Here is a 19,267-nt window from a genome sequence, read left to right on the forward strand (position 1 = left end):
CTTTTATGATAAGCTTCATATAATTCATTCTTTTTACAAGCCATTTCTTTGGCAACTAAACCAATAGCTTCTTTTGTACGCATTCCAGATTCAATATATTCATCCACTTTCGTAATGGCTGTATACATATCAAATACAACTTCATCTTGTTTAAATCCATCCATGACAATAACCATTTCACCTTTACAAGTAGCCGCTACCTCTAACACTTCTTCAATGGTTCCACGAATATATTCTTCATGCACTTTTGTGAGTTCTCTAGCTAAACACATTTGACGATTTCCCAATACTTCCAACATATCTTGTAAAGTATCTTCAATACGATGAGGTGCTTCATAGAAAATCGTTGTGTAAGGAATTGTTTTGATTTCTTCGAGCTGTTTCTTTCTTTTTGAACTCTTATTGTCTAAAAAGCCATAGAATAAATAATGATAACAACTCAATCCACTCGCAACCAATGCATTCATAGCCGCGTTAGCACCTGAGACTGAAACCACATTAAATCCATGCGAAATGGTTTCTTGAACTAATTTCTGTCCTGGATCCGAAACCAAGGGATAACCTGCATCGGATACTACCGCAACGTCTTCACCATTTTCCAATCGTTCAATGATTTTTGGAATACTAACTTGCTGATTATGTTCATGATGCGACATCAACATTGTATCAATGCCATATGCCATTAAAAGTTTTTTTGTATTTCGCGTATCTTCTGCCGCAATCACACTCACTTCTTTTAAAATATCTAGAGCTCTAGGTGTCATTTCCTGTAAATTGCCAATAGGCGTAGGAACCAAATACAATGTGGAAGTATTCGATTCAAAACTCTTCTGTCTAATCATTGTTAAAATCCTTATCTGGCCACAATTCTTTAAAGTCCACAAACAAGACTTCTTCTTTGTTCTCTAACTTAGCCTGTTTTTGAAGCACGTTCATACTTGAAATGCGATATTTTTTACCTTGATAACTCACAATCGAATTCATCTTTGGTAAATCTTTACGCATTCTTGTATACTCTTCATTTTCGAAACGTAAACAACACATTAGCTTTCCACATTGACCACTCAATTTCTGAATATTCAATGCCAACATTTGATTTTTTGCCATATTAATAGATACCGTATCAAAATCTGACATAAATCTTGAGCAGCAACATTCCATACCGCAATTTCCAATTCCACCAACAATTTTAGCTTTGTTTCTTGGCCCTACTTGTCTTAACTCGATACGACAATGTAAATGTTGAGCTAAGTCTTTCAATAGTTGTCTAAAATCAACACGATCGTCCGACACATATGTAAAAATGACTTTTGTACGATCCAATGTATATTCTGAGCTGATTAAATGCATATCCAACTTCAAATTTGCGACACACTCGTGACAAATCTTCATTGCTTCTTTAGCTTTTTCAACATTTTCTTCTTTACACTTAATATCTTCTTGCGTTGCCTTACGCAATACTGGTTTAATATCTCCCTTTACTTTCGAAGCATCAAAATCAACCGTTGGCACACAAACCTTTCCTAGTTCTTGCCCACGTACAGTTTCTACAACGACAACATCATTTGTATAATATTTAACATCTGATCCAAAAGTGTAGGCTTTTTTTGATTCTTCAAACTGTATATAAACAATATATTTATACGTTACTTTTCCTTCTGTATTCACTAAATCACAGCCTTCCTAATATCATAATAAAGCTTATCCATAAATAAACCTAAATCGACTGGTCGATACAACATATCCATATTTTCAACCAAAATCGAATATAGTTTTACTTTTTTTTCTAAAGGTAAATTTACCCTATCATTTTTTACATAGAATAAAACCCACTGAATCCACAACTGTACCCAATCCTTATTCATACGATCTGACTTATTCACAAACACATTTGTCTGCATCTTTTCAATTTGTGAAAAAGAAGAGGCATGTTCAATATATTCAAGTGCAATTTGTTTTAATTCTTCAAAATCAGGTAAAGACAATAATTCAATTGCCTTATCATATGTATATCCAGATTCTGCAAGCATCTTCGCGTTTTCTTCACTTGTATTTTCAAGCAATAAGTGTTCACAGCTTTCCGGTTTAAAATGAATAGCCTGACACCTAGATTGAATAGTCGGTAATACATTGGATTTTTCATCCGCAATTAATATACCATAAATCCCTTCACTTGGCTCCTCTAAAAACTTCAACAAGCTATTTGAAGCATCTGGCGTAGCCTTATCATAATGATCTAGAATATAGATTCGAGCATTTTGTTTTCCTGCACTCGTTGATTCAAAAAACGTCTGTAAATCCACTATATCTTTCTTTTTAATACGATCATTCGATACAATCATATAGTCTAAAGATTCTTCGTTCTCTATGCGTTTACAACTTTCACATTCTTGACATGCAAATCCATCATTATCTGTATGTTCACATATAATACTTTGTGCAAATAAGATGGCCGTTTCTAATTTGCTTGAGCCTTTTGGCCCGTGAAATAAATAGGCATTCGCAACTCTTTGATTCTTTAAAGCATTCGACAACATCTGATACACAACAGGTTGTGCTTTTTTTAAATACTCTTTATTCATGTTCTTTAATAACCTTTAAAACACATTCCATAGCACTTTTTAAAACTTCTTCTTTACAAGGCTCGGCATCAATCACTTCAATGCGTTCTGGATACATAGAAACTAATGTTTCATAGCCTTGACGTACAGCTTTGTGGAATGAACTTTCTTCTTGATCCAAACGATTCAAGTCACCACGAAGATTCATACGTTTTTTACCCGTTTCTACACTAACGGATAAAAATAGAGTCTTTTCAGGCATACATCCATCAATTGCAAACTGATTGATATCCCACACTTCTTTTAATCCTATGCCGCGTGCAATTCCTTGGTATGCCAAACTTGAATCAATGAAGCGATCACACAATACGATCTTCTTATTTTCCAATGCCGGAAGAACAACTTCTTTTAAATGTTGTCTACGACTCGCTGCATATAATAATGCTTCTGTACGATCATCCATCTCCGTATTGTTTACATCTAGTAATATATTACGAATAGATTCAGCAATCTTGCTTCCGCCTGGCTCACGAGTATAAATACAATCGTATCCCATTTTAATCAGTTCTTCTTGTACCGCTTTACATACAGTTGTCTTTCCTGATCCATCATTTCCTTCAAATGTTATAAATACACCTTGTTTCATTTTCATTTCCTCACATAAACATAATATAGTATATTGGCATATACACTATATTATTTTCTTCCTTAACCACTCTATCATTTGAGAATACATATCCTTTTTGGATTCTATTCTCTTGTAGTGCAATCACCTTTTTTAATGCACTAAATTCATAGCCATCTCGTCCTGATTTTATTTCAATAGGGACAACACTTAAAGTCGAATAATCATCGATTAAATAATCTACTTCTCCAACTTTTCTACGATCATAATAATACAAATTATGCCCATGTGCTTTCAATTCTTGTGTAACCACCGTTTCGTATACAGCCCCTAAATTTACTTTCACTTCATCTTTTAATATTGCGTTGACATTGTAACTATACAAAATATTGGTAAATAATCCCACATCATTCATATATAGTTTTATTAAATTTTTCTTAGAAGACTGGATCAATGGAAAACTCGGTTCTGCAATTGCAGAAACTGGTAACGCAATACCTGAAGATATCAAATATTCGAATTCGTGTTCATAATTTTTAAATCTTGCGTTTGGTTGATTTTCAATTTTTGTAAATTGTATCCTTTTTACTTTATTTTCGATATTTGAGGGAATATAATCATACATTTTTTGAATCACAAGACGATTATCTTCATCATATTTACCAGCATCTTCTCGATAATACTTATGTGTTAGAGTTTGTACTTCTCGAATATTATATACATTTTTTGTTTCTACATATGCCTTTATTGCATCTGGTAAACCACCGACATATAGATATGTTTTAAACAGATTTAAAATTTTATTATGCATCGATTCTGTTAAAGACGCTTTTGTTTCATAACACTGCTTCATGTAAGAAATAAATTCATTCCCAACTCCACAGGCCCATAAAAATTCCTCAAAATCCATTGGATACATCTCTTTTTCCAAAATAGATCCCATCGGAATCGAAGTTGTTTTATGCAAAGTAACCCCCAACAAAGAACCACTACAAATATACTTAAATCGATTGTCATAACGCAATGACTTTAGCATCGTCAATAAATGTGGGTACACTTGAATCTCATCCAAAAAAACAATTGTATTTTCTCTTTCTTTTAATTTATCTCCATGCAAAATACTCAACTGCAAGTAAAACTCATCTTTGTTTTTCACATCTGCAAATAATTTATCACCTGCATAATCATCAATCATATTCACTTCTACATAATTTGTATAATACTTTTTTGCCAAAGCTCGAATAATGAACGATTTTCCAACTTGTCTTGCCCCATCAACACATAAAATTCGTTCTTCATCACTATTCAAATATGTTTCTAAATAGGATTCAATCTTTCTTTTAAACATAGTTCCCTCCGGTTTTCAAGTAAATTTTAACATCATATTTTACGGTTTTCAAATATATTCAGGCATCAAAAAATACAGTTTTCAAAAAAATACCCATAAGCATTCCACTTATGGGTATTTTCTAATTATAATGTTTTTCCTGTCAACATTGTGTAAGCTTGAAGATATTTTTCAATTGTCTTATCCACAATCTCTTGAGGAAGTGTCCAGTCATTACCTGGATTTGCCTTTAGCCAGTCACGCGCAAATTGTTTGTCAAATGATGGTTGCGAATGACCAGCTTCATATCCATCTGCAGGCCAGAAACGAGAACTATCAGGAGTTAACATTTCATCGCCAATAACGATATTACCATTTTCGTCTAAACCAAATTCAAATTTTGTATCCGCAATAATAATCCCTTTGCTTAAAGCATACTCAGCACATTTTTTATATAAAGCGATTGTGCAATCTTTGATCTTAGTCGCATATTCTTCACCATGACCTGGGAAGTGTTTTTCTAAGTGCGCAATACTTTGTTCAAAAGAAATGTTTTCATCGTGATCACCAATTTCAGCCTTTGTACTAGGTGTATAAATTGGTTCCGGAAGTTGTTGTGATTCTTGTAATCCTTCTGGAAGTTCAATACCACAAACCTTTCCTGTTTCTTTGTAGCTAGCCCATCCACTACCTGTGATGTAACCACGAACAATACATTCGATTGGAAGCATGTTCAATTTACGACATAACATTGATTTTCCTTCAAATTTTTCTTGTTGGAAATATTCCGGCATATCTTTTGTATCCACACTAATCATGTGATTAGGTAAGATATCGCTTGTGTAGTCAAACCAGAATTTTGACATCTGTGTTAAAACAGTTCCTTTTTTTGTAACCTCATTGTTTAAAATTACATCAAAACAACTGATACGATCTGTCGCAACCATAATAAGGTTGTCCCCATTGTCATAAATTTCACGTACTTTTCCTTCTTTAATTGGTTTTAATTCCTGCATCTCGAATCTCCTTTTCTGCGTACAAGACAAAGATACAACTAAAACAAATTTAACACAATATCAAAATAAGGAAATCCTAAGATTTCCTTACAAATTTTTAACATTTAATGCACGAATCGCATTTAATACGGCAATAATCATAACTCCAACATCCGCAAAAATCGCAACCCACATATTCGCAATACCAATGGCACCTAATAATAAACAGATCAATTTAACACCAATCGCAAAATAAATATTCTCATATACAATATGAATACATTTCTTCGCAATCTTAATGGCTTTAGAAATCTTTAATGGATCATCATCCATCAAAACAATATCAGCTGCCTCAATGGCTGCATCACTGCCTAAAGCACCCATCGCAATACCAATATCGGCTCTTGATAATACTGGAGCATCATTGATTCCATCTCCGACAAAGGCAATATTTTCTTTCGAGTGCTTTAAAGATAATAATTCTTCAACTTTATTCACCTTATCTTGAGGCAATAATTCCGAATACACTTTATCAATATGTAATTCAGAGGCGACTTTATCTGCCACACTTTTTACATCTCCAGTCAACATGACTGTTTGTTTAATGCCCGCCTTCTTCAATGCTTCAATTGCTTCTTTGGCATGTGGCTTCAACATATCCGAAATCACAATGTGACCTGCATATTTTCCATCAATAGCCACATGAACAATCGTACCAATACTATGACATTCTTGATAAGGAATATTATACATCTTCATTAATTTATCATTACCTGCAAGTACTTGCACTCCATCAATTACAGCTTTAACTCCATGACCACTTATTTCTTCTACATTTTCAATACGTGATTTATCAATGGTATTTCCATACGCCTTTAATAAACTTTTAGAAATAGGATGCGTAGAATAACTTTCAGCCATTGCCGCATACTCTAATAACTTTTCTTCTGGAATATTCGCATGATGAATGCCTGCCACCTCAAATACACCTTGTGTCATTGTACCTGTTTTATCAAATACAACATATTTACATGAAGCCAATGCTTCTAAATAATTCGATCCTTTTACCAAAACCCCCTGATTGCTGGCGCCACCAATTCCGGCAAAGAAACTCAAAGGAATACTGATTACCAATGCACATGGACAAGAAATAACTAAGAATGTTAAGGCACGATATAGCCATGTGCCAAAGTCAGCAGGATTTGACATAATCAAATTGAATACTGGTGGAAGTAAGAACAATGCCAAAGCACTATAACATACGGCTGGCGTATAAATTCTCGCAAAACGTGAAATAAAGGCTTCAGAACGAGATTTCTTACTTGATGCATTTTCAACCAAATCCAAAATTTTTGATACAGTGGATTCCCCAAATTCTTTTGTTGTCTTAATTTTTAATAAGCCCGTCATATTGATGCAACCACTGATTACTTCATCATTTTCACTGACTTCTCTAGGCAAGCTTTCCCCTGTTAAAGCCGCTGTATTTAGAGTAGAACTTCCTTCAATGACAATTCCATCAATAGCCACTTTTTCACCAGGCTTAACCACAATAATTGTACCGATTTCAACTTCATCTGGATCTACCTGTTCAAGATTTCCATCCTCATCTTCCACATTGGCATAATCCGGACGAATATCCATTAATTCCGTGATATTTTTACGACTTTTTCCAACCGCATAACTCTGGAACCATTCCCCAATCTGATAGAACAACATAACAGCTGTTGCTTCATCAAAAGATTTCAAACCAATAGCGCCTACAGTTGCGACAGCCATCAAAAAATTCTCATCAAATACCTGACGATTTCTAATTCCTTTAAAAGCCTTAAGAAGAATATCATAACCAATTTCTAGATAGGCCACTAGAAACAAAGGAATCTCAATGTATTCAGGTAGTTTTACGACCTTAATTATGATAAAAAGAATACTCGCAACAATGATTCGCTTTAACATCTTTTTCTGTTTCTTGTTCATACTTATCTCTACCTCTCCAAAAACATTAATTGTTCAATCATTCAACTATAATAACCGAAAAATAGAGATGCTTTCGCATCTTACTTTTCATTAAAAGAAAATTTCGCAATCATCTTCAACTTTTTTACAATTTTCTAATACACGAGCCATAACTTCTTTAGGTTGAACTCCATCTTCAAATTCAACATTCATCTTTAACATCATGAAGTTTACAACTGCACTCTTAACACCTTCTGTATTATTAGCAGCTACTTCCATTTTGTTTGCACAGTTTGCACAATCTACATCAATCTTATAACTCTTTTTCATATGATTTTCCTCCACGTTTGAATAGTTGAACACATATTCAACTTTTTACACTTTCATTATATAGGAATCATACATGTTGTCAACAACTTTTTGACAATTGTTCAATCATTCAACTATAATAAAGAAAAAAGGAGAACTTATGATTGGTACACATTGTGACTGCAAACCTAAAAATACAGAATTAGTACAAGAAGTAAAAGAAAACATGCCGGCCTTTGATGAAATCATGAACCTATCCGATTTCTTTAAAGTCATGGGAGATAGTACACGTCTTCAACTTTTATTATCTCTTCAACAAAGCGAAATGTGCGTATCCGATTTGGCTAACGTACTCGATATGACAAAATCTGCCGTATCACATCAATTAAAGGCACTACGCCTTTCTAAACTCATCAAATCTAGAAAAGAAGGAAAGACTGTCTACTATTCATTAGACGATGAACATATTGAAACCATTCTAGGCATGGCTTTTGATCATACAAAAGAACACTAAGAGGAAGATCGATTCTTCCTTTTTTTTATGCCCTTTTTTCTAAAATTCAAACACAAAACAAAGTCGATTATGTAATTGAGACATATGTATCATATATGCGAAATATACAAAAATTTATCATATAAAACAGATAACGTTTACATTGATAAAAAGACTTGAATTTCGAAATCATGAGAACTAAAATACGAGCTTATAGAAAAACGAATTTTGTCTTAATTCGTAACTTCACGAATTATCTCCAACGTTTTTTTATTGTTTTGAAAGGAGGAGCTATGGAAGAGTTCACAAAAGAACTACTCGATCAGTTAAACGTTGACACCGCGTTTACTATCGGTCCCTTTGCGTTTAGTGAATCTGTTGTCATCACGTGGGTTGTCATGGCTATACTTGTTTTACTTTCTGCTTGGTTAACCCAAGGACTCAAAGTTCATAATCCGGGTAAAAAACAAATTGTAGCCGAAAGCATTGTGTTGTGGCTAGATAAATTCACAATCTCCATGCTTGGTGAAAATGCCAAAGAATATAGTACTTATATTTCAACCATCCTATTATATATAGGTCTTGCGAACATCATTGGCATCTTTGGTATGAAACCACCAACCAAGGATATGAATGTCACAATCGCATTAGCACTTATGAGTATTATCTTAATCGAAATTAGCGGAATACGCGCAAAAGGAATGAAAGGTTGGATCAAAAGCTTTACTCAGCCTGTCGCTGTGGTTACACCCATCAATATTCTTGAGGTCTTTACACGTCCTTTATCCCTATGCATGCGTCTATTTGGTAATGTCATTGGTGCCTTCGTTATTATGGAAATGATCAAAATGGTCGTTCCCGTCTTTATACCTACTGTATTTAGCTTGTACTTTGATTTCTTTGATGGATTCATTCAAGCTTATGTATTTGTCTTTTTAACATCATTATTTATCGCAGAAGCGACAGAAACAGAATAATTTAGGAGGAAATGAAAATGAGTTTAACAGCAATCGGAGTTGGAATGGCAGCACTTGCCGTTATTGGTGGAGGATTAGGTATTGGTTTTGCGACAAGCAGTGCCGTAAAAGCAATTGCCCAACAACCAGAAGCTCACGGGAAAATTCGTAGTACCTTATTAATTGGTGCGGCTTTAGCTGAAGCAACTGCTATCTACGGATTTGTATTAGGGATCTTAATTATCTTGATGGTGAAATAGGTGGGATAATCTATGTTAAGAATTGATTCCAATATTCTTTGGACAATCATCAATCTACTTATTTTATATGCACTGATGAAACATTTTCTATTTCAGCCAGTACATGACATTCTTGATAAGAGAAAACAAGAAATAGAATCTGATTTTGCCTTGGCAAATCAACAAAAACAAGAAGCTCTTGAATCAAAAAATAAAGCTAATCAACAGCTTGAAAATATGCAGACAATTTGTGATAGCATGCTAGCGGATGCAAAAGAACAAGCAAGTCTTGAATACGAGCAAATTATTGCGGATGCAAACAAAAAATCCGATGAAATGATTGAACAAGCTCGCATCAAAACGATTGAAGTGGCAAATGAGGAAAAGGCAAAAGCTAAATCTGAAATTGCGGATTTAATCAATAAAGCAGCTGATAAAATCACAAATACAAAGAGCGATGAAAAACTATATGATGATTTTTTAAAGGAAATGAAATAAATGAACAACGAAAATTTAAATGCAACCTTACGCTGCGTAACAAGACCTAGTGCAGCGCAAGAAGAAAAAATAAAGACATTCCTTAAAAATAAATACCTAGCCCACAACATAACACTCAATATCTTAATTGATCCAAGTGTACGCGGAGGCTTTATTCTAAGTGCAAACAACGATGAATACGATTGGTCTACGCGTTCTCGTCAACAACAGCTTCAAGAACAAATTCAGGCGGCTCGAGATAAAGCCATTCAAATGAAAAAGGATGGAACACTTATGTCCATCTTAAAAGAGGCCATCGAACAATTTGAAGCCACTTCCCAAGAAAATGAAGTTGGCTATGTCGAAACAATTGGAGATGGTATCGCAACCATTTCGGGATTAGATCATGCGATGTATGGAGAAGTTGTTGTTTTTGAGAATGGTACAAAAGGAATGGTACTCGATATCACAACCGAAAACATCGGTGTTATTCTATTTGACACAGAAGGTACTATTGGTCAAGGTACAAAGGTTTCTCGAACAAAAAAACAAGCAGGTATGCCAGTCAGCTCTAATTTTCTAGGTCGTGTCGTAGATCCACTTGGAAATCCAATTGATGGACTTGGTCCTATTGAAGCCACTGAAATGCGCCCTATCGAAGAACCAGCTCCAAGCATTATTAACCGTAAACCTGTCACAAACCCTATGGAAACAGGCATTCTATCCATTGACTCTATGTTTCCTATTGGAAGAGGACAGCGTGAATTAATCATTGGTGATCGTCAAACAGGTAAAACTTCAATCGCATTAGATACTATACTAAATCAAAAAGGAAAAGATTGTATTTGTATTTATGTCTCTATTGCTCAAAAAGCAAGTACAGTTGCTAACTTAGTCAATACATTAAAGAAGAATGATGCGATGGACTATACAGTAATTGTAAACTCTACGGCTGCCGATTCGGCCAGCCTACAATATATTGCCCCTTATTCTGCAACTTCTCTAGCTGAATACTTTATGCATCAAGGCAAAGACGTACTGATTGTCTACGATGATTTAAGCAAACACGCTGTTGCCTATCGTACAATTTCCTTATTGCTAGGAAGATCTCCAGGACGTGAAGCCTATCCAGGTGATGTATTCTATTTACATTCTAGACTACTAGAACGTTCTTCTAGATTAAATTCAGGAGGATCCATCACAGCTCTTCCAATTATTGAAACTCAAGATGGAGACGTAAGTGCATATATTCCAACCAACGTTATTTCAATTACAGATGGACAAATCTTCTTAGAAAGTGATTTATTCTTTGAAGGACAAAGACCTGCTGTTAACGTTGGATTATCTGTTAGCCGTGTTGGTGGTGCAGCTCAAACTAAAGCCATGAAAAAAGCATCTGGTTCTTTACGTATCAACTTAGCTCAATACCGTGAAATGAAGGAGTTTACACAATTTGCCTCTGATTTAGATGATGCGACAAAACGACAACTTCAACACGGACAAGTACTTATGGAACTTTTGAAACAACCTTTAAACCACCCTATGTCACATGCAGACATGGTTATTGTACTCGTTGTTGCAGACGCAGGAATTTTAGATGACTTGGATCCAAAACAAGTCAAAAAAGAAGAAACAAAATTACTCGATTGGTTTAATGAAAATCACAGTGAAATCAGTCGAGAAATCAACACAACTAAAAAACTGGATGACAATTTAAAGACAAGAATCATTACATTAGCCAAGCAATATAGAGGACAAGAATAATGTCACAAATTCGAGAAATTAAAGATCGAATGAATGGTATTCAATCGACTATGAAGATCACAAAAGCCATGTATATGATTTCTTCAACAAAAATGAATACAGCCAAACAAAAGGCAGCGAATACCGATCCTTATTTTTACTCATTAAGGAAACAAATTTTGACAATTCTTCAAAATCTTCCTGATCACTTTGAACACCCTTACTTAGATAGTCGAGAATATATTGACGAGAAGCATCAAAATAAGGCCATCATCTGTGTTACTGGAGATAAAGGATTGGCAGGTGCCTACAACCTTAATGTTTTAAAGCTCACTGAACAAATCATTAAAGCTCATCCAAACTATAAGCTCTATATAATTGGAGAAGTTGGAAGACAATACTTTTTAAGACGACACATTCCTGTTGAAGAAAGCTTTCTATATACAGCGCAAAACCCAACTTTAAGTCGTGCAAGATCCATTTCGAGCAAAATGCTTGAGCTGTATGCTGAAAAAACAATCGATGAAGTATTAATTATCTATACACGTATGGATCAGCACAATCAATTTACGGTCGATGTTGAACAGTTACTTCCGCTATATCGTTTAAATCATGAAGTTGAAGTTGGTGGACAAACCATTCACTCTATTCAGTTAGAGCCAAGTCCAACAGAATTATTAAACATTGTCATCCCTGATTATTTATCTGGATTTATTTATAGCGCCCTTGTTGAATCTTATGCATCCGAAAACTTTGCGCGAATGCAGGCAATGGATTCAGCAAATAAAAATGGTGAAGAATTATTAAACAGTTTATCTTTACAATACAATCGTCAAAGACAAGCAAAAATCACACAAGAAATAACAGAAGTTGCAGCTGGTGCCAAAGCTAGAAGGCAACAGCTACAAAAGAAGAAAAGGAGTCAATCCACATGCAAATAGGAAAAATCACACAAGTTATGGGTCCTGTTGTTGACGTACATTTTGATGAAACGCCACTTCCATATATTCAAACCGCTTTGCAGGTTGATAACCATGGCAAAAAAGTTGTAATGGAAGTTATGCAGCACATTGGAACCGATACCGTTCGTTGTATCATGTTATCGCCTAGTGAAGGCCTACAAAAAGATATGCCTGTCTTATCTACAGGAATGGGCATAGAAATTCCAGTTGGAACACAAAATTTAGGTCGTTTGTTTAATGTTTTAGGTGATACCATTGATGGAAAAGAAGCGATTGATACAGATACATATTGGCCCATTCACAGAAAACCACCAAAATTTGAAGATCAATCTCCTGTTACAGAAGTTCTTGAAACAGGAATTAAAGTTATCGACTTATTAGCACCCTATGCCAAAGGTGGAAAGATTGGGTTGTTTGGAGGTGCCGGCGTCGGAAAAACCGTACTGATCCAAGAATTGATTCGTAATATAGCCAGTGAACATGGAGGCTATTCCATCTTTACAGGTGTCGGAGAAAGAAGTCGTGAAGGAAACGATTTGTATACAGAAATGAGTGAATCCGGTGTAATCAAGAACACCGCACTTGTCTTTGGACAAATGAATGAAAGTCCAGGAGCCAGAATGCGTGTTGCCGAAACCGGACTGACTATGGCCGAATATTTCCGTGATGTTGAACACAAAGACGTATTATTATTTATCGACAACATCTTCCGTTTTGTACAAGCTGGATCTGAAGTTTCTTCTTTACTTGGTCGTATGCCTTCAGCCGTTGGATATCAACCTACACTTGCTAATGAAATGGGACAACTTCAAGAACGTATTTCTTCCACAAAAAACGGGTCTGTTACTAGTGTACAAGCCGTTTATGTTCCTGCAGACGATTTAACTGACCCTGCTCCAGCAACAACATTCGAACATTTGGATGCAACAACTGTCTTATCTCGTAAAGTTGTTGAACAAGGTATTTATCCTGCTGTAGATCCACTTGAATCGAGTTCAAGAATTCTTCAACCCGATATTGTAGGAGAAGAACATTATGAAACAGCTCAACGTGTTTTACAATATCTTCAAAAATATAAAGAACTACAAGATATTATCGCCATTCTTGGAATGGATGAATTAAGTGATGAAGATAAAACCGTTGTAGCGAGAGCTCGTCGTTTACGTAACTTTATGGCTCAACCATTCCATGTTGCTGAACAATTTACTTCGATCCCAGGAAAATATGTTCCTCTACAAGATACAATTAAAGGGTTTAAGGCAATCTTAGATGGAGAAATGGACGAATATCCTGAAAGTGCATTTTTCAATGTGGGAACTATTGAAGAAGTCAAAGAAAAAGCGAAAGAAGTATAATCATGGAACTTTTTGATTTAAAAATCATGGCTAGTGATCACGTATTTTATAATGGTAAAGCACAAGTATTAACGATACACACACCCAATGGAAGTAAACAATTTCTTGCACATCATGCCAAGACAATCTATGCGATAACGCCTGGACTTTTAAAAATCCGAAAAGAAGATAATTCTGAGATTGAAGTTGTTAGCGGATTCGGATCCATGATCTTTTCAAACAACCAAGCCGAAGTTTTAGTTGATACATGTGAAACACAAGAAGAATTAGATGCAAGAAGAGCCAAAGAATCTTTAGAACGTGCTAAAGAAAGAATGCGTCAAAAACAATCGATTCGTGAATATTATATGTCACAAGCCAGTATGGCAAGAGCCTTAGCTCGTCTACAATTTAAAGATAAACACATTAATTAATAGTAGCTACTAGAAAAAGCTTATACCTTTCATGAAGATATAGGCTTTTTTCCTTTATATAAAGATCTTTTACATTTTTTCTGACCTTATTTCAGTAAAGTCATACACTTTTTCCGACCTCACCCATGAATTACAGAAATATATAAACTAAAAATTCAGTCAAAAAAAGAGATTTCTAGTTTGAAACCTCTTTTTACATACAACATTTTATTTTCAATTTATGCTTTATTTAAAGTAAATATTATAAATAACTGTCGAAGAAAATTTAATTATTCATTGGCCTTTAAACTTGAAACCATATCAATTGTTTTAATTTTTCTTGCCAATAACTTATTCATCACATATGAAACTAAAACGGTTCCTATGATTGCGTACACATAAGAAATCCATTCTACAACAGCTGGAAAATCATACGTATCATTTAATGCATTCGTATAAATATATGACAGCATATAATAGCCTAGTGGCAAGCCAATGATCATTCCCACCAACATGATCCATGTGTTTTGTTTGATAAAGATTTCTTTAATTTGTTTATCCTTAAAGCCTAATACCTTTAATGTCGCAAATTGATATTGTTTTTCAGTAAAAGATAACACGCCCAAGTTATATAAAATGACACAACCTAATAAGACCGCAAATACAATCAATAAGACCATCATCGATTTCATCGCTTCAAGCATGCTCTCTACACCTTCTTGAATCGATTCAATACTACTAATCTTGGAAACACCATCTAATTTTTTAGCCTTCTTATTTGTATAAATAGAATCTGCACGATATGTATATCCTAACTTTTCATAATACTTTTCTGACATTGTGAATTGTTGTGTTTGAGGATCCCGATTCAAGCCAATAACCTTACTTGTATGCCAAGAAGAATCTCCAGCCAAATGCCAAGTAACTTTGTCTCCTACTTGAATTCCATACTTTTCAGCTAGTTTTTCCGTTAAATAGATTCCATTTGAATGAATAGACATAACTTTTTCATCATGATCTGTGATATTTAATTTATCTTTTCCATCCAATACAAGCATCGATCTTGTTTCTGTTTTACCATGATTTTTGAATTCAATCGCAACACTTTTACTTGTGGCATCTCCATACAAGTGAGTTAAATGATCATATTGTTCTTTTGTATAATCACTATTTAAACTAATTTTATATTGATATGTATTGATTATTTTATATTCCCAATCCATATAAGATTCAATCGTATCCCACAAACCAAACGAACATACAAGTAACATTGTACATCCAATAATTCCAACACATGCTGCAATACTTCTTCCTTTATTGCGTGCTATATCTCGAATATTCCATCTTGTCGATAATTTACATTTATTAAATTTTACAGACCAATCCAAACTATTCTTTTTTACCTTTGGCACTTCTAGACGCAAAGCCTCACTTGCCGTTTCCTTTAAAATCTTTCTGGAAGAAAGATATGTGACTAAAGAAATCAAAGCTACAACCAAAACTGCTGTTTGAATCACAGCCGGCAACAATACAGTATGGATATTTGGCATTTCAAAATAACTAGCTTCCATATCAATAAAGAATTGACCAATTGTTAGATATCCAACCACAACACCTAATACAGCCGCAACAAGGCTGATCATAAAACCAAATCCAATATAATGGATATAGATTTTTCGATTTTTAAATCCTAGTGCTTTTAAAGTACCAATCTGCACTCTTTGTTGGCGAACAAAACGATTCATTGTACTCATTACACTCAATATCGCAATCATCAAGAACAATCCCGTAAATACAGGTGCATAAGTTTGTCCTTCTTCCACTTCTGCTTGATAGCCTGCATATGAAAAAGAATTGTCACGATCTGTTACAGAAATAAAATCAAAATCCTTTTGAATCTCTTTTTTTACTGATGAAACATGACTTTGTGTATCTACATCTACATAAGCCTTATTATATGTAACATCCACATGCATTGCTTCTGAAAAAGTATTGGCTGACATATATATAAAACCATAGTTTTTATGTGTTGGAAATATTTCTGTAGAATCTTTCACAAAATATACATGATCCGGTGTATTCACTAAACCATTTACTTTTAATTTCAAGATTTTACCAGAAACATCCAACTTTAAAGTGTCTCCCACATGAATGTTTAAATGCTCTGCCAAATAGCTATCGAACCACACCCCTTTTTTATTCGATGCATATTTTTCCCCTTTGATAACATACATTTTAGAAATGGTATTTTCTTCTAAGACATTGGTTTCTAAAGTTACATCTTTGTATCCCTTTAATTTTGAATTTAAAACCAATGCTCGATTTACATCATGAACATGATCTAGTGATTTTAGGTCATCTAAATCCGAATCTGAAACATTTGTATTTGTGATCCATAAATCCTGCAAATTATATTCTTTATAATACTCTTTAGCACTTTCATCCATACCGTCCATATATCCATGAATACCACTAAATGCCAACATTCCAATAAATACCATCAGAAAAATTGTAAAGAATTGTCCCTTATAATGCCAAAGATCACGATATAGTTTTCTTCTCAACATTACCAGTTCACCTCATCTATGTTCTTTGGTTGTTTATTCACAACATTCTCAATAATTTTTCCATTCTTTAAACGAATCACACGATCTGCCACATCTGCAATCAAGGCATTGTGCGTTACAATCACAACCGTATTGTCTTTTGTACATTCGCGTAATAACTTTAATATCTCTACTCCCGTATTCGAATCCAAAGCCCCTGTAGGCTCATCACAAAGTAATAACTTTGGATTTTTCGCAATCGCACGCGCAATCGATACACGCTGCTGTTCCCCTCCACTTAATTGATTTGGAAACTTATTTTCTTGACCATTTAAACCTACCTTATTCAATATTTCAGTCGAATCCTTTGCGTTTTTAACCACATCCCGAATCAAATCCACATTTTCCTTCACCGTCAGTGTCGGCAAAATATTGTAGAATTGAAAGATAAATCCAATATTTTTAGCACGATACTCCGTTAATTCTTTTTCACTATACCCACTAATATCGACATCATTCATATATACTTTTCCATCAGTCACATGATCCATTCCACCCATAATATTTAAAAGTGTCGACTTACCCGCTCCACTTGGTCCTAAAATCACAACCATTTCATGTTGATCAATCGAAAAAGAAACATCATCTAATGCATAAAATGCTTTTTCTCCTACTTCATACTTTTTTGATACCCCATTAAATTCTATACATTTCTTCATAATCATTCTCCCGTTAGTTATATCTAACTTTACGATTAGTATACTCTAACTATAAAGAAAATAAAAGAACAAGATTACTTCCATCCTTTTAGATTATAGCGTTGATATCGCATAAAGTGGAATGTTAACCATCCATCCTTGATCCACATATTTTAATGTGGAAAAACGAACAGCTTTTTTCGGATGATACTTTTCACAATATGCCTTAAGGCTTTGTGAGTAAACATTACCTTCTGCTTTCACTTCAATTGGAACAATCCTATCTTCCATTTGAATCATGAAATCCTGCTCAAAAGTTGATTTATCTATACAATAATAATATGGGGTATATTGAGTATCACAAATCAGTTGATATCTATGCAACTGTCGCATATTCATTTTTGCCAAATTCTTTCATGATCCAAGATTTTCCTACTTGTCTTGCACACACTAAAATCATGGGCCTACGATCTTCTTTTTTTACTCTTTTAGTTTCTTTATTGCTGATCTATACATTTTCCTTACCTCTTTACCATCCTAAATCCAATGATATTACACACTTTTTCTGACCTTATTTCAGTAAAGTCATACATTTTTTCCGACCTAAAATCAGGTTAAGTCAACACTTTTTCCGACCTCAGCCATGAATTACAGAAATATATAAACTAAAAGTTCAATCAAATAAAGAGATTTCTAGCTTGAAAGTTCTTTTTACATACAACATTTTATTTTTAATTTATACTTTATTTAAAGTAAATATTATAAACAACTGTCAAAAAAAGAACAAGATTTCTCTTGTCCTTAATTTAATTGATATCTACATTCTTGATTATTGACTAAATACTTTAGTCTTTCCAAAGAACAATGCACCATATCATAAGATACTTACTCCGTGTAAAAGTCTTCATGCGGCGTTACAATGACATTAAGATAGGCTTTTAATATCAATAAGTCTCGATTCTTGATGACATTATAGTTATGGTCAATATGAATAACTTCCTGCTCATTTTCAATACCTTCAATCAACGCATTTGTATCAATAATCTCTCCACGAGATATATTGATCATTAATACGCCCTTTTTTATCTGTTTTTCACAATTTATTACAACCTCTTTCTTATGATATACTTCTAGTATGTGTACAAGCTTTCGATATACGCCTAAAGTAGCCAAAGCCTTTGGTTTAGAAGAAAAAGACATTCATCCAAGTGATAAATGCCTTGTATTAACACGAAGCCAAAAGAAAATGGTGCCATTTGGGTATAAAACCAACAATTTAATCTTAAATGCTAGACAAGAAACGCTCTTAGAAAAGCCTTTATTTAAAGATTCCATGCATTGTATTGTGCCTGCAGGAAGTTTCTACGAATGGGATTTAGGTAAAAATAAAGTGGAATTTTATTGCGATCACATTCTCTATTTTGCAGGAATTCTAGTTGATGATCACCTTGTCATTGTTACCACGAATGCCAATGCATATGTAAAACATGTGCATTCTAGAATGCCAGTCATACTTGAAAAAGAAGATATAGATCCTTGGTTAAAAGGTATTTCTAGAACCCAGGAAATCTTATCCAAACCAGGCATTGCACTTCAAAGAAAGCAGCTACAAGAACCACTTTTCTAAAGGAGA

Annotated in this window: 21 protein-coding genes; 9 read left to right on the forward strand and 12 right to left on the reverse strand. The window is 34.2% G+C overall.

Annotation, left to right across the window (positions count from 1 at the left end; all coding sequences use genetic code 11):
* From rsmI to EUBIFOR_RS08655, 8 genes are all read right to left on the reverse strand, one after another.
* Positions 1-842 (reverse strand): 16S rRNA (cytidine(1402)-2'-O)-methyltransferase (gene rsmI / locus EUBIFOR_RS08620; protein ID WP_003865640.1); only part of this gene is annotated, 842 nt, incomplete at its 3' end.
* On the reverse strand, positions 835-1,668 hold the full coding sequence (gene ricT, locus EUBIFOR_RS08625; RefSeq protein WP_003865641.1) for a regulatory iron-sulfur-containing complex subunit RicT: 834 nt from the start codon (positions 1,666-1,668) through the stop codon (positions 835-837). The genes rsmI and ricT, both read right to left, overlap by 8 nt.
* Positions 1,668-2,582, reverse strand: a complete 915-nt coding sequence (locus EUBIFOR_RS12215) for a DNA polymerase III subunit (RefSeq protein WP_003865642.1) — start codon at positions 2,580-2,582, stop codon at positions 1,668-1,670. The genes ricT and EUBIFOR_RS12215 overlap by 1 nt, the downstream gene beginning before the upstream one ends.
* Entirely contained in the window at positions 2,575-3,213 is a 639-nt protein-coding gene (gene tmk / locus EUBIFOR_RS08635) for a dTMP kinase (protein WP_003865643.1), read from the reverse strand. The genes EUBIFOR_RS12215 and tmk overlap by 8 nt, the downstream gene beginning before the upstream one ends.
* 4 nt (positions 3,214-3,217) lie before the next feature.
* Positions 3,218-4,534, reverse strand: coding sequence for an ATP-binding protein (locus tag EUBIFOR_RS08640; RefSeq protein ID WP_003865644.1), 1,317 nt, complete (start codon positions 4,532-4,534; stop codon positions 3,218-3,220).
* 125 nt (positions 4,535-4,659) lie between these two features.
* Complete coding sequence (locus EUBIFOR_RS08645; protein WP_003865645.1) at positions 4,660-5,529, reverse strand: phosphoribosylaminoimidazolesuccinocarboxamide synthase; 870 nt, start codon at positions 5,527-5,529, stop codon at positions 4,660-4,662.
* 87 nt (positions 5,530-5,616) lie between these two features.
* On the reverse strand, positions 5,617-7,485 hold the full coding sequence (locus tag EUBIFOR_RS08650) for a heavy metal translocating P-type ATPase (protein WP_003865646.1): 1,869 nt from the start codon (positions 7,483-7,485) through the stop codon (positions 5,617-5,619).
* 90 nt (positions 7,486-7,575) lie between these two features.
* Positions 7,576-7,794 (reverse strand): cation transporter, encoded by a 219-nt coding sequence (locus tag EUBIFOR_RS08655; RefSeq protein ID WP_040466406.1) that lies wholly within the window; start codon positions 7,792-7,794, stop codon positions 7,576-7,578.
* 139 nt (positions 7,795-7,933) lie between these two features.
* Here EUBIFOR_RS08655 and EUBIFOR_RS08660 point away from each other — a divergent pair, with 139 nt between their 5' ends.
* The 8 genes from EUBIFOR_RS08660 to EUBIFOR_RS08695 all read left to right on the forward strand — a co-directional run bounded on the left by EUBIFOR_RS08660 (position 7,934) and on the right by EUBIFOR_RS08695 (position 14,411).
* Positions 7,934-8,287 carry an ArsR/SmtB family transcription factor gene (locus EUBIFOR_RS08660; RefSeq protein WP_040466407.1) on the forward strand — a complete coding sequence of 118 codons (354 nt, stop codon included), beginning with the start codon at positions 7,934-7,936 and terminating at the stop codon, positions 8,285-8,287.
* 272 nt (positions 8,288-8,559) lie between these two features.
* Positions 8,560-9,243 (forward strand): F0F1 ATP synthase subunit A, encoded by a 684-nt coding sequence (locus tag EUBIFOR_RS08665; protein ID WP_040466408.1) that lies wholly within the window; start codon positions 8,560-8,562, stop codon positions 9,241-9,243.
* A gap of 17 nt (positions 9,244-9,260) precedes the next feature.
* Positions 9,261-9,482 (forward strand): ATP synthase F0 subunit C, encoded by a 222-nt coding sequence (atpE, locus tag EUBIFOR_RS08670; RefSeq protein ID WP_040466409.1) that lies wholly within the window; start codon positions 9,261-9,263, stop codon positions 9,480-9,482.
* Positions 9,483-9,494: 12 nt separating this feature from the next.
* Positions 9,495-9,959 (forward strand): ATP synthase F0 subunit B, encoded by a 465-nt coding sequence (locus EUBIFOR_RS08675; protein WP_003865651.1) that lies wholly within the window; start codon positions 9,495-9,497, stop codon positions 9,957-9,959.
* Positions 9,960-11,702, forward strand: a complete 1,743-nt coding sequence (gene atpA, locus EUBIFOR_RS08680) for a F0F1 ATP synthase subunit alpha (protein WP_003865652.1) — start codon at positions 9,960-9,962, stop codon at positions 11,700-11,702. It abuts the gene before it with no gap.
* Positions 11,702-12,622, forward strand: coding sequence for an ATP synthase F1 subunit gamma (gene atpG, locus EUBIFOR_RS08685; protein ID WP_003865653.1), 921 nt, complete (start codon positions 11,702-11,704; stop codon positions 12,620-12,622). Before atpA ends, atpG begins: the two co-directional genes overlap by 1 nt.
* Entirely contained in the window at positions 12,613-13,998 is a 1,386-nt protein-coding gene (gene atpD, locus EUBIFOR_RS08690; RefSeq protein ID WP_003865654.1) for a F0F1 ATP synthase subunit beta, read from the forward strand. Before atpG ends, atpD begins: the two co-directional genes overlap by 10 nt.
* A 2-nt stretch (positions 13,999-14,000) precedes the next feature.
* A complete protein-coding gene (locus EUBIFOR_RS08695; protein WP_003865655.1) occupies positions 14,001-14,411 on the forward strand; it encodes a FoF1 ATP synthase subunit delta/epsilon in 411 nt (136 codons plus the stop codon).
* A 269-nt stretch (positions 14,412-14,680) separates the two neighbouring features.
* On the opposite strand, the gene EUBIFOR_RS08700 is transcribed toward EUBIFOR_RS08695, so the two are convergent.
* The 4 genes from EUBIFOR_RS08700 to EUBIFOR_RS13460 form a co-directional block, all read right to left on the reverse strand.
* Positions 14,681-16,957 carry an ABC transporter permease gene (locus tag EUBIFOR_RS08700; protein WP_003865656.1) on the reverse strand — a complete coding sequence of 759 codons (2,277 nt, stop codon included), beginning with the start codon at positions 16,955-16,957 and terminating at the stop codon, positions 14,681-14,683.
* Positions 16,957-17,655: an ABC transporter ATP-binding protein gene (locus tag EUBIFOR_RS08705; protein WP_040466410.1), complete on the reverse strand. Its 699-nt coding sequence runs from the start codon at positions 17,653-17,655 to the stop codon at positions 16,957-16,959. The genes EUBIFOR_RS08700 and EUBIFOR_RS08705 overlap by 1 nt, the downstream gene beginning before the upstream one ends.
* Before the next feature lie 93 nt (positions 17,656-17,748).
* Positions 17,749-18,033, reverse strand: a complete 285-nt coding sequence (locus EUBIFOR_RS08710; protein ID WP_003865658.1) for a hypothetical protein — start codon at positions 18,031-18,033, stop codon at positions 17,749-17,751.
* A gap of 486 nt (positions 18,034-18,519) precedes the next feature.
* A complete protein-coding gene (locus EUBIFOR_RS13460; protein WP_003865659.1) occupies positions 18,520-18,834 on the reverse strand; it encodes an NAD(P)-dependent oxidoreductase in 315 nt (104 codons plus the stop codon).
* On the opposite strand from EUBIFOR_RS13460, the gene EUBIFOR_RS08720 reads away from it, so the two are divergent.
* On the forward strand, positions 18,770-19,261 hold the full coding sequence (locus EUBIFOR_RS08720; RefSeq protein WP_040466412.1) for an SOS response-associated peptidase: 492 nt from the start codon (positions 18,770-18,772) through the stop codon (positions 19,259-19,261). The two genes, EUBIFOR_RS13460 and EUBIFOR_RS08720, sit on opposite strands and share 65 nt — an antisense overlap.
* The last annotated feature ends 6 nt before the right edge of the window (positions 19,262-19,267 follow it).

This window comes from Holdemanella biformis DSM 3989, assembly GCF_000156655.1.
In the GTDB taxonomy this organism is placed as follows: Bacteria; Bacillota_I; Bacilli_A; order Erysipelotrichales; family Erysipelotrichaceae; genus Holdemanella; species Holdemanella biformis.

What these genes read in the sequence shown, in the direction of transcription:
- EUBIFOR_RS12215 (WP_003865642.1), bottom strand. Translation starts at nt 2,582, where the DNA reads ATGAATAAAGAGTATTTAAAAAAAGCACAACCTGTTGTGTATCAGATG.
- tmk (WP_003865643.1), bottom strand. Translation starts at nt 3,213, where the DNA reads ATGAAAATGAAACAAGGTGTATTTATAACATTTGAAGGAAATGATGGA.
- EUBIFOR_RS08640 (WP_003865644.1), bottom strand. Translation starts at nt 4,534, where the DNA reads ATGTTTAAAAGAAAGATTGAATCCTATTTAGAAACATATTTGAATAGT.
- EUBIFOR_RS08645 (WP_003865645.1), bottom strand. Translation starts at nt 5,529, where the DNA reads ATGCAGGAATTAAAACCAATTAAAGAAGGAAAAGTACGTGAAATTTAT.
- EUBIFOR_RS08650 (WP_003865646.1), bottom strand. Translation starts at nt 7,485, where the DNA reads ATGAACAAGAAACAGAAAAAGATGTTAAAGCGAATCATTGTTGCGAGT.
- EUBIFOR_RS08655 (WP_040466406.1), bottom strand. Translation starts at nt 7,794, where the DNA reads ATGAAAAAGAGTTATAAGATTGATGTAGATTGTGCAAACTGTGCAAAC.
- EUBIFOR_RS08660 (WP_040466407.1), top strand. Translation starts at nt 7,934, where the DNA reads ATGATTGGTACACATTGTGACTGCAAACCTAAAAATACAGAATTAGTA.
- EUBIFOR_RS08665 (WP_040466408.1), top strand. Translation starts at nt 8,560, where the DNA reads ATGGAAGAGTTCACAAAAGAACTACTCGATCAGTTAAACGTTGACACC.
- atpE (WP_040466409.1), top strand. Translation starts at nt 9,261, where the DNA reads ATGAGTTTAACAGCAATCGGAGTTGGAATGGCAGCACTTGCCGTTATT.
- EUBIFOR_RS08675 (WP_003865651.1), top strand. Translation starts at nt 9,495, where the DNA reads ATGTTAAGAATTGATTCCAATATTCTTTGGACAATCATCAATCTACTT.
- atpA (WP_003865652.1), top strand. Translation starts at nt 9,960, where the DNA reads ATGAACAACGAAAATTTAAATGCAACCTTACGCTGCGTAACAAGACCT.
- atpG (WP_003865653.1), top strand. Translation starts at nt 11,702, where the DNA reads ATGTCACAAATTCGAGAAATTAAAGATCGAATGAATGGTATTCAATCG.
- atpD (WP_003865654.1), top strand. Translation starts at nt 12,613, where the DNA reads ATGCAAATAGGAAAAATCACACAAGTTATGGGTCCTGTTGTTGACGTA.
- EUBIFOR_RS08695 (WP_003865655.1), top strand. Translation starts at nt 14,001, where the DNA reads ATGGAACTTTTTGATTTAAAAATCATGGCTAGTGATCACGTATTTTAT.
- EUBIFOR_RS08700 (WP_003865656.1), bottom strand. Translation starts at nt 16,957, where the DNA reads ATGTTGAGAAGAAAACTATATCGTGATCTTTGGCATTATAAGGGACAA.
- EUBIFOR_RS08705 (WP_040466410.1), bottom strand. Translation starts at nt 17,655, where the DNA reads ATGAAGAAATGTATAGAATTTAATGGGGTATCAAAAAAGTATGAAGTA.
- EUBIFOR_RS08710 (WP_003865658.1), bottom strand. Translation starts at nt 18,033, where the DNA reads ATGAATATGCGACAGTTGCATAGATATCAACTGATTTGTGATACTCAA.
- EUBIFOR_RS08720 (WP_040466412.1), top strand. Translation starts at nt 18,770, where the DNA reads ATGTGTACAAGCTTTCGATATACGCCTAAAGTAGCCAAAGCCTTTGGT.
- EUBIFOR_RS13460 (WP_003865659.1), bottom strand. Translation starts at nt 18,834, where the DNA reads ATGTCTTTTTCTTCTAAACCAAAGGCTTTGGCTACTTTAGGCGTATAT.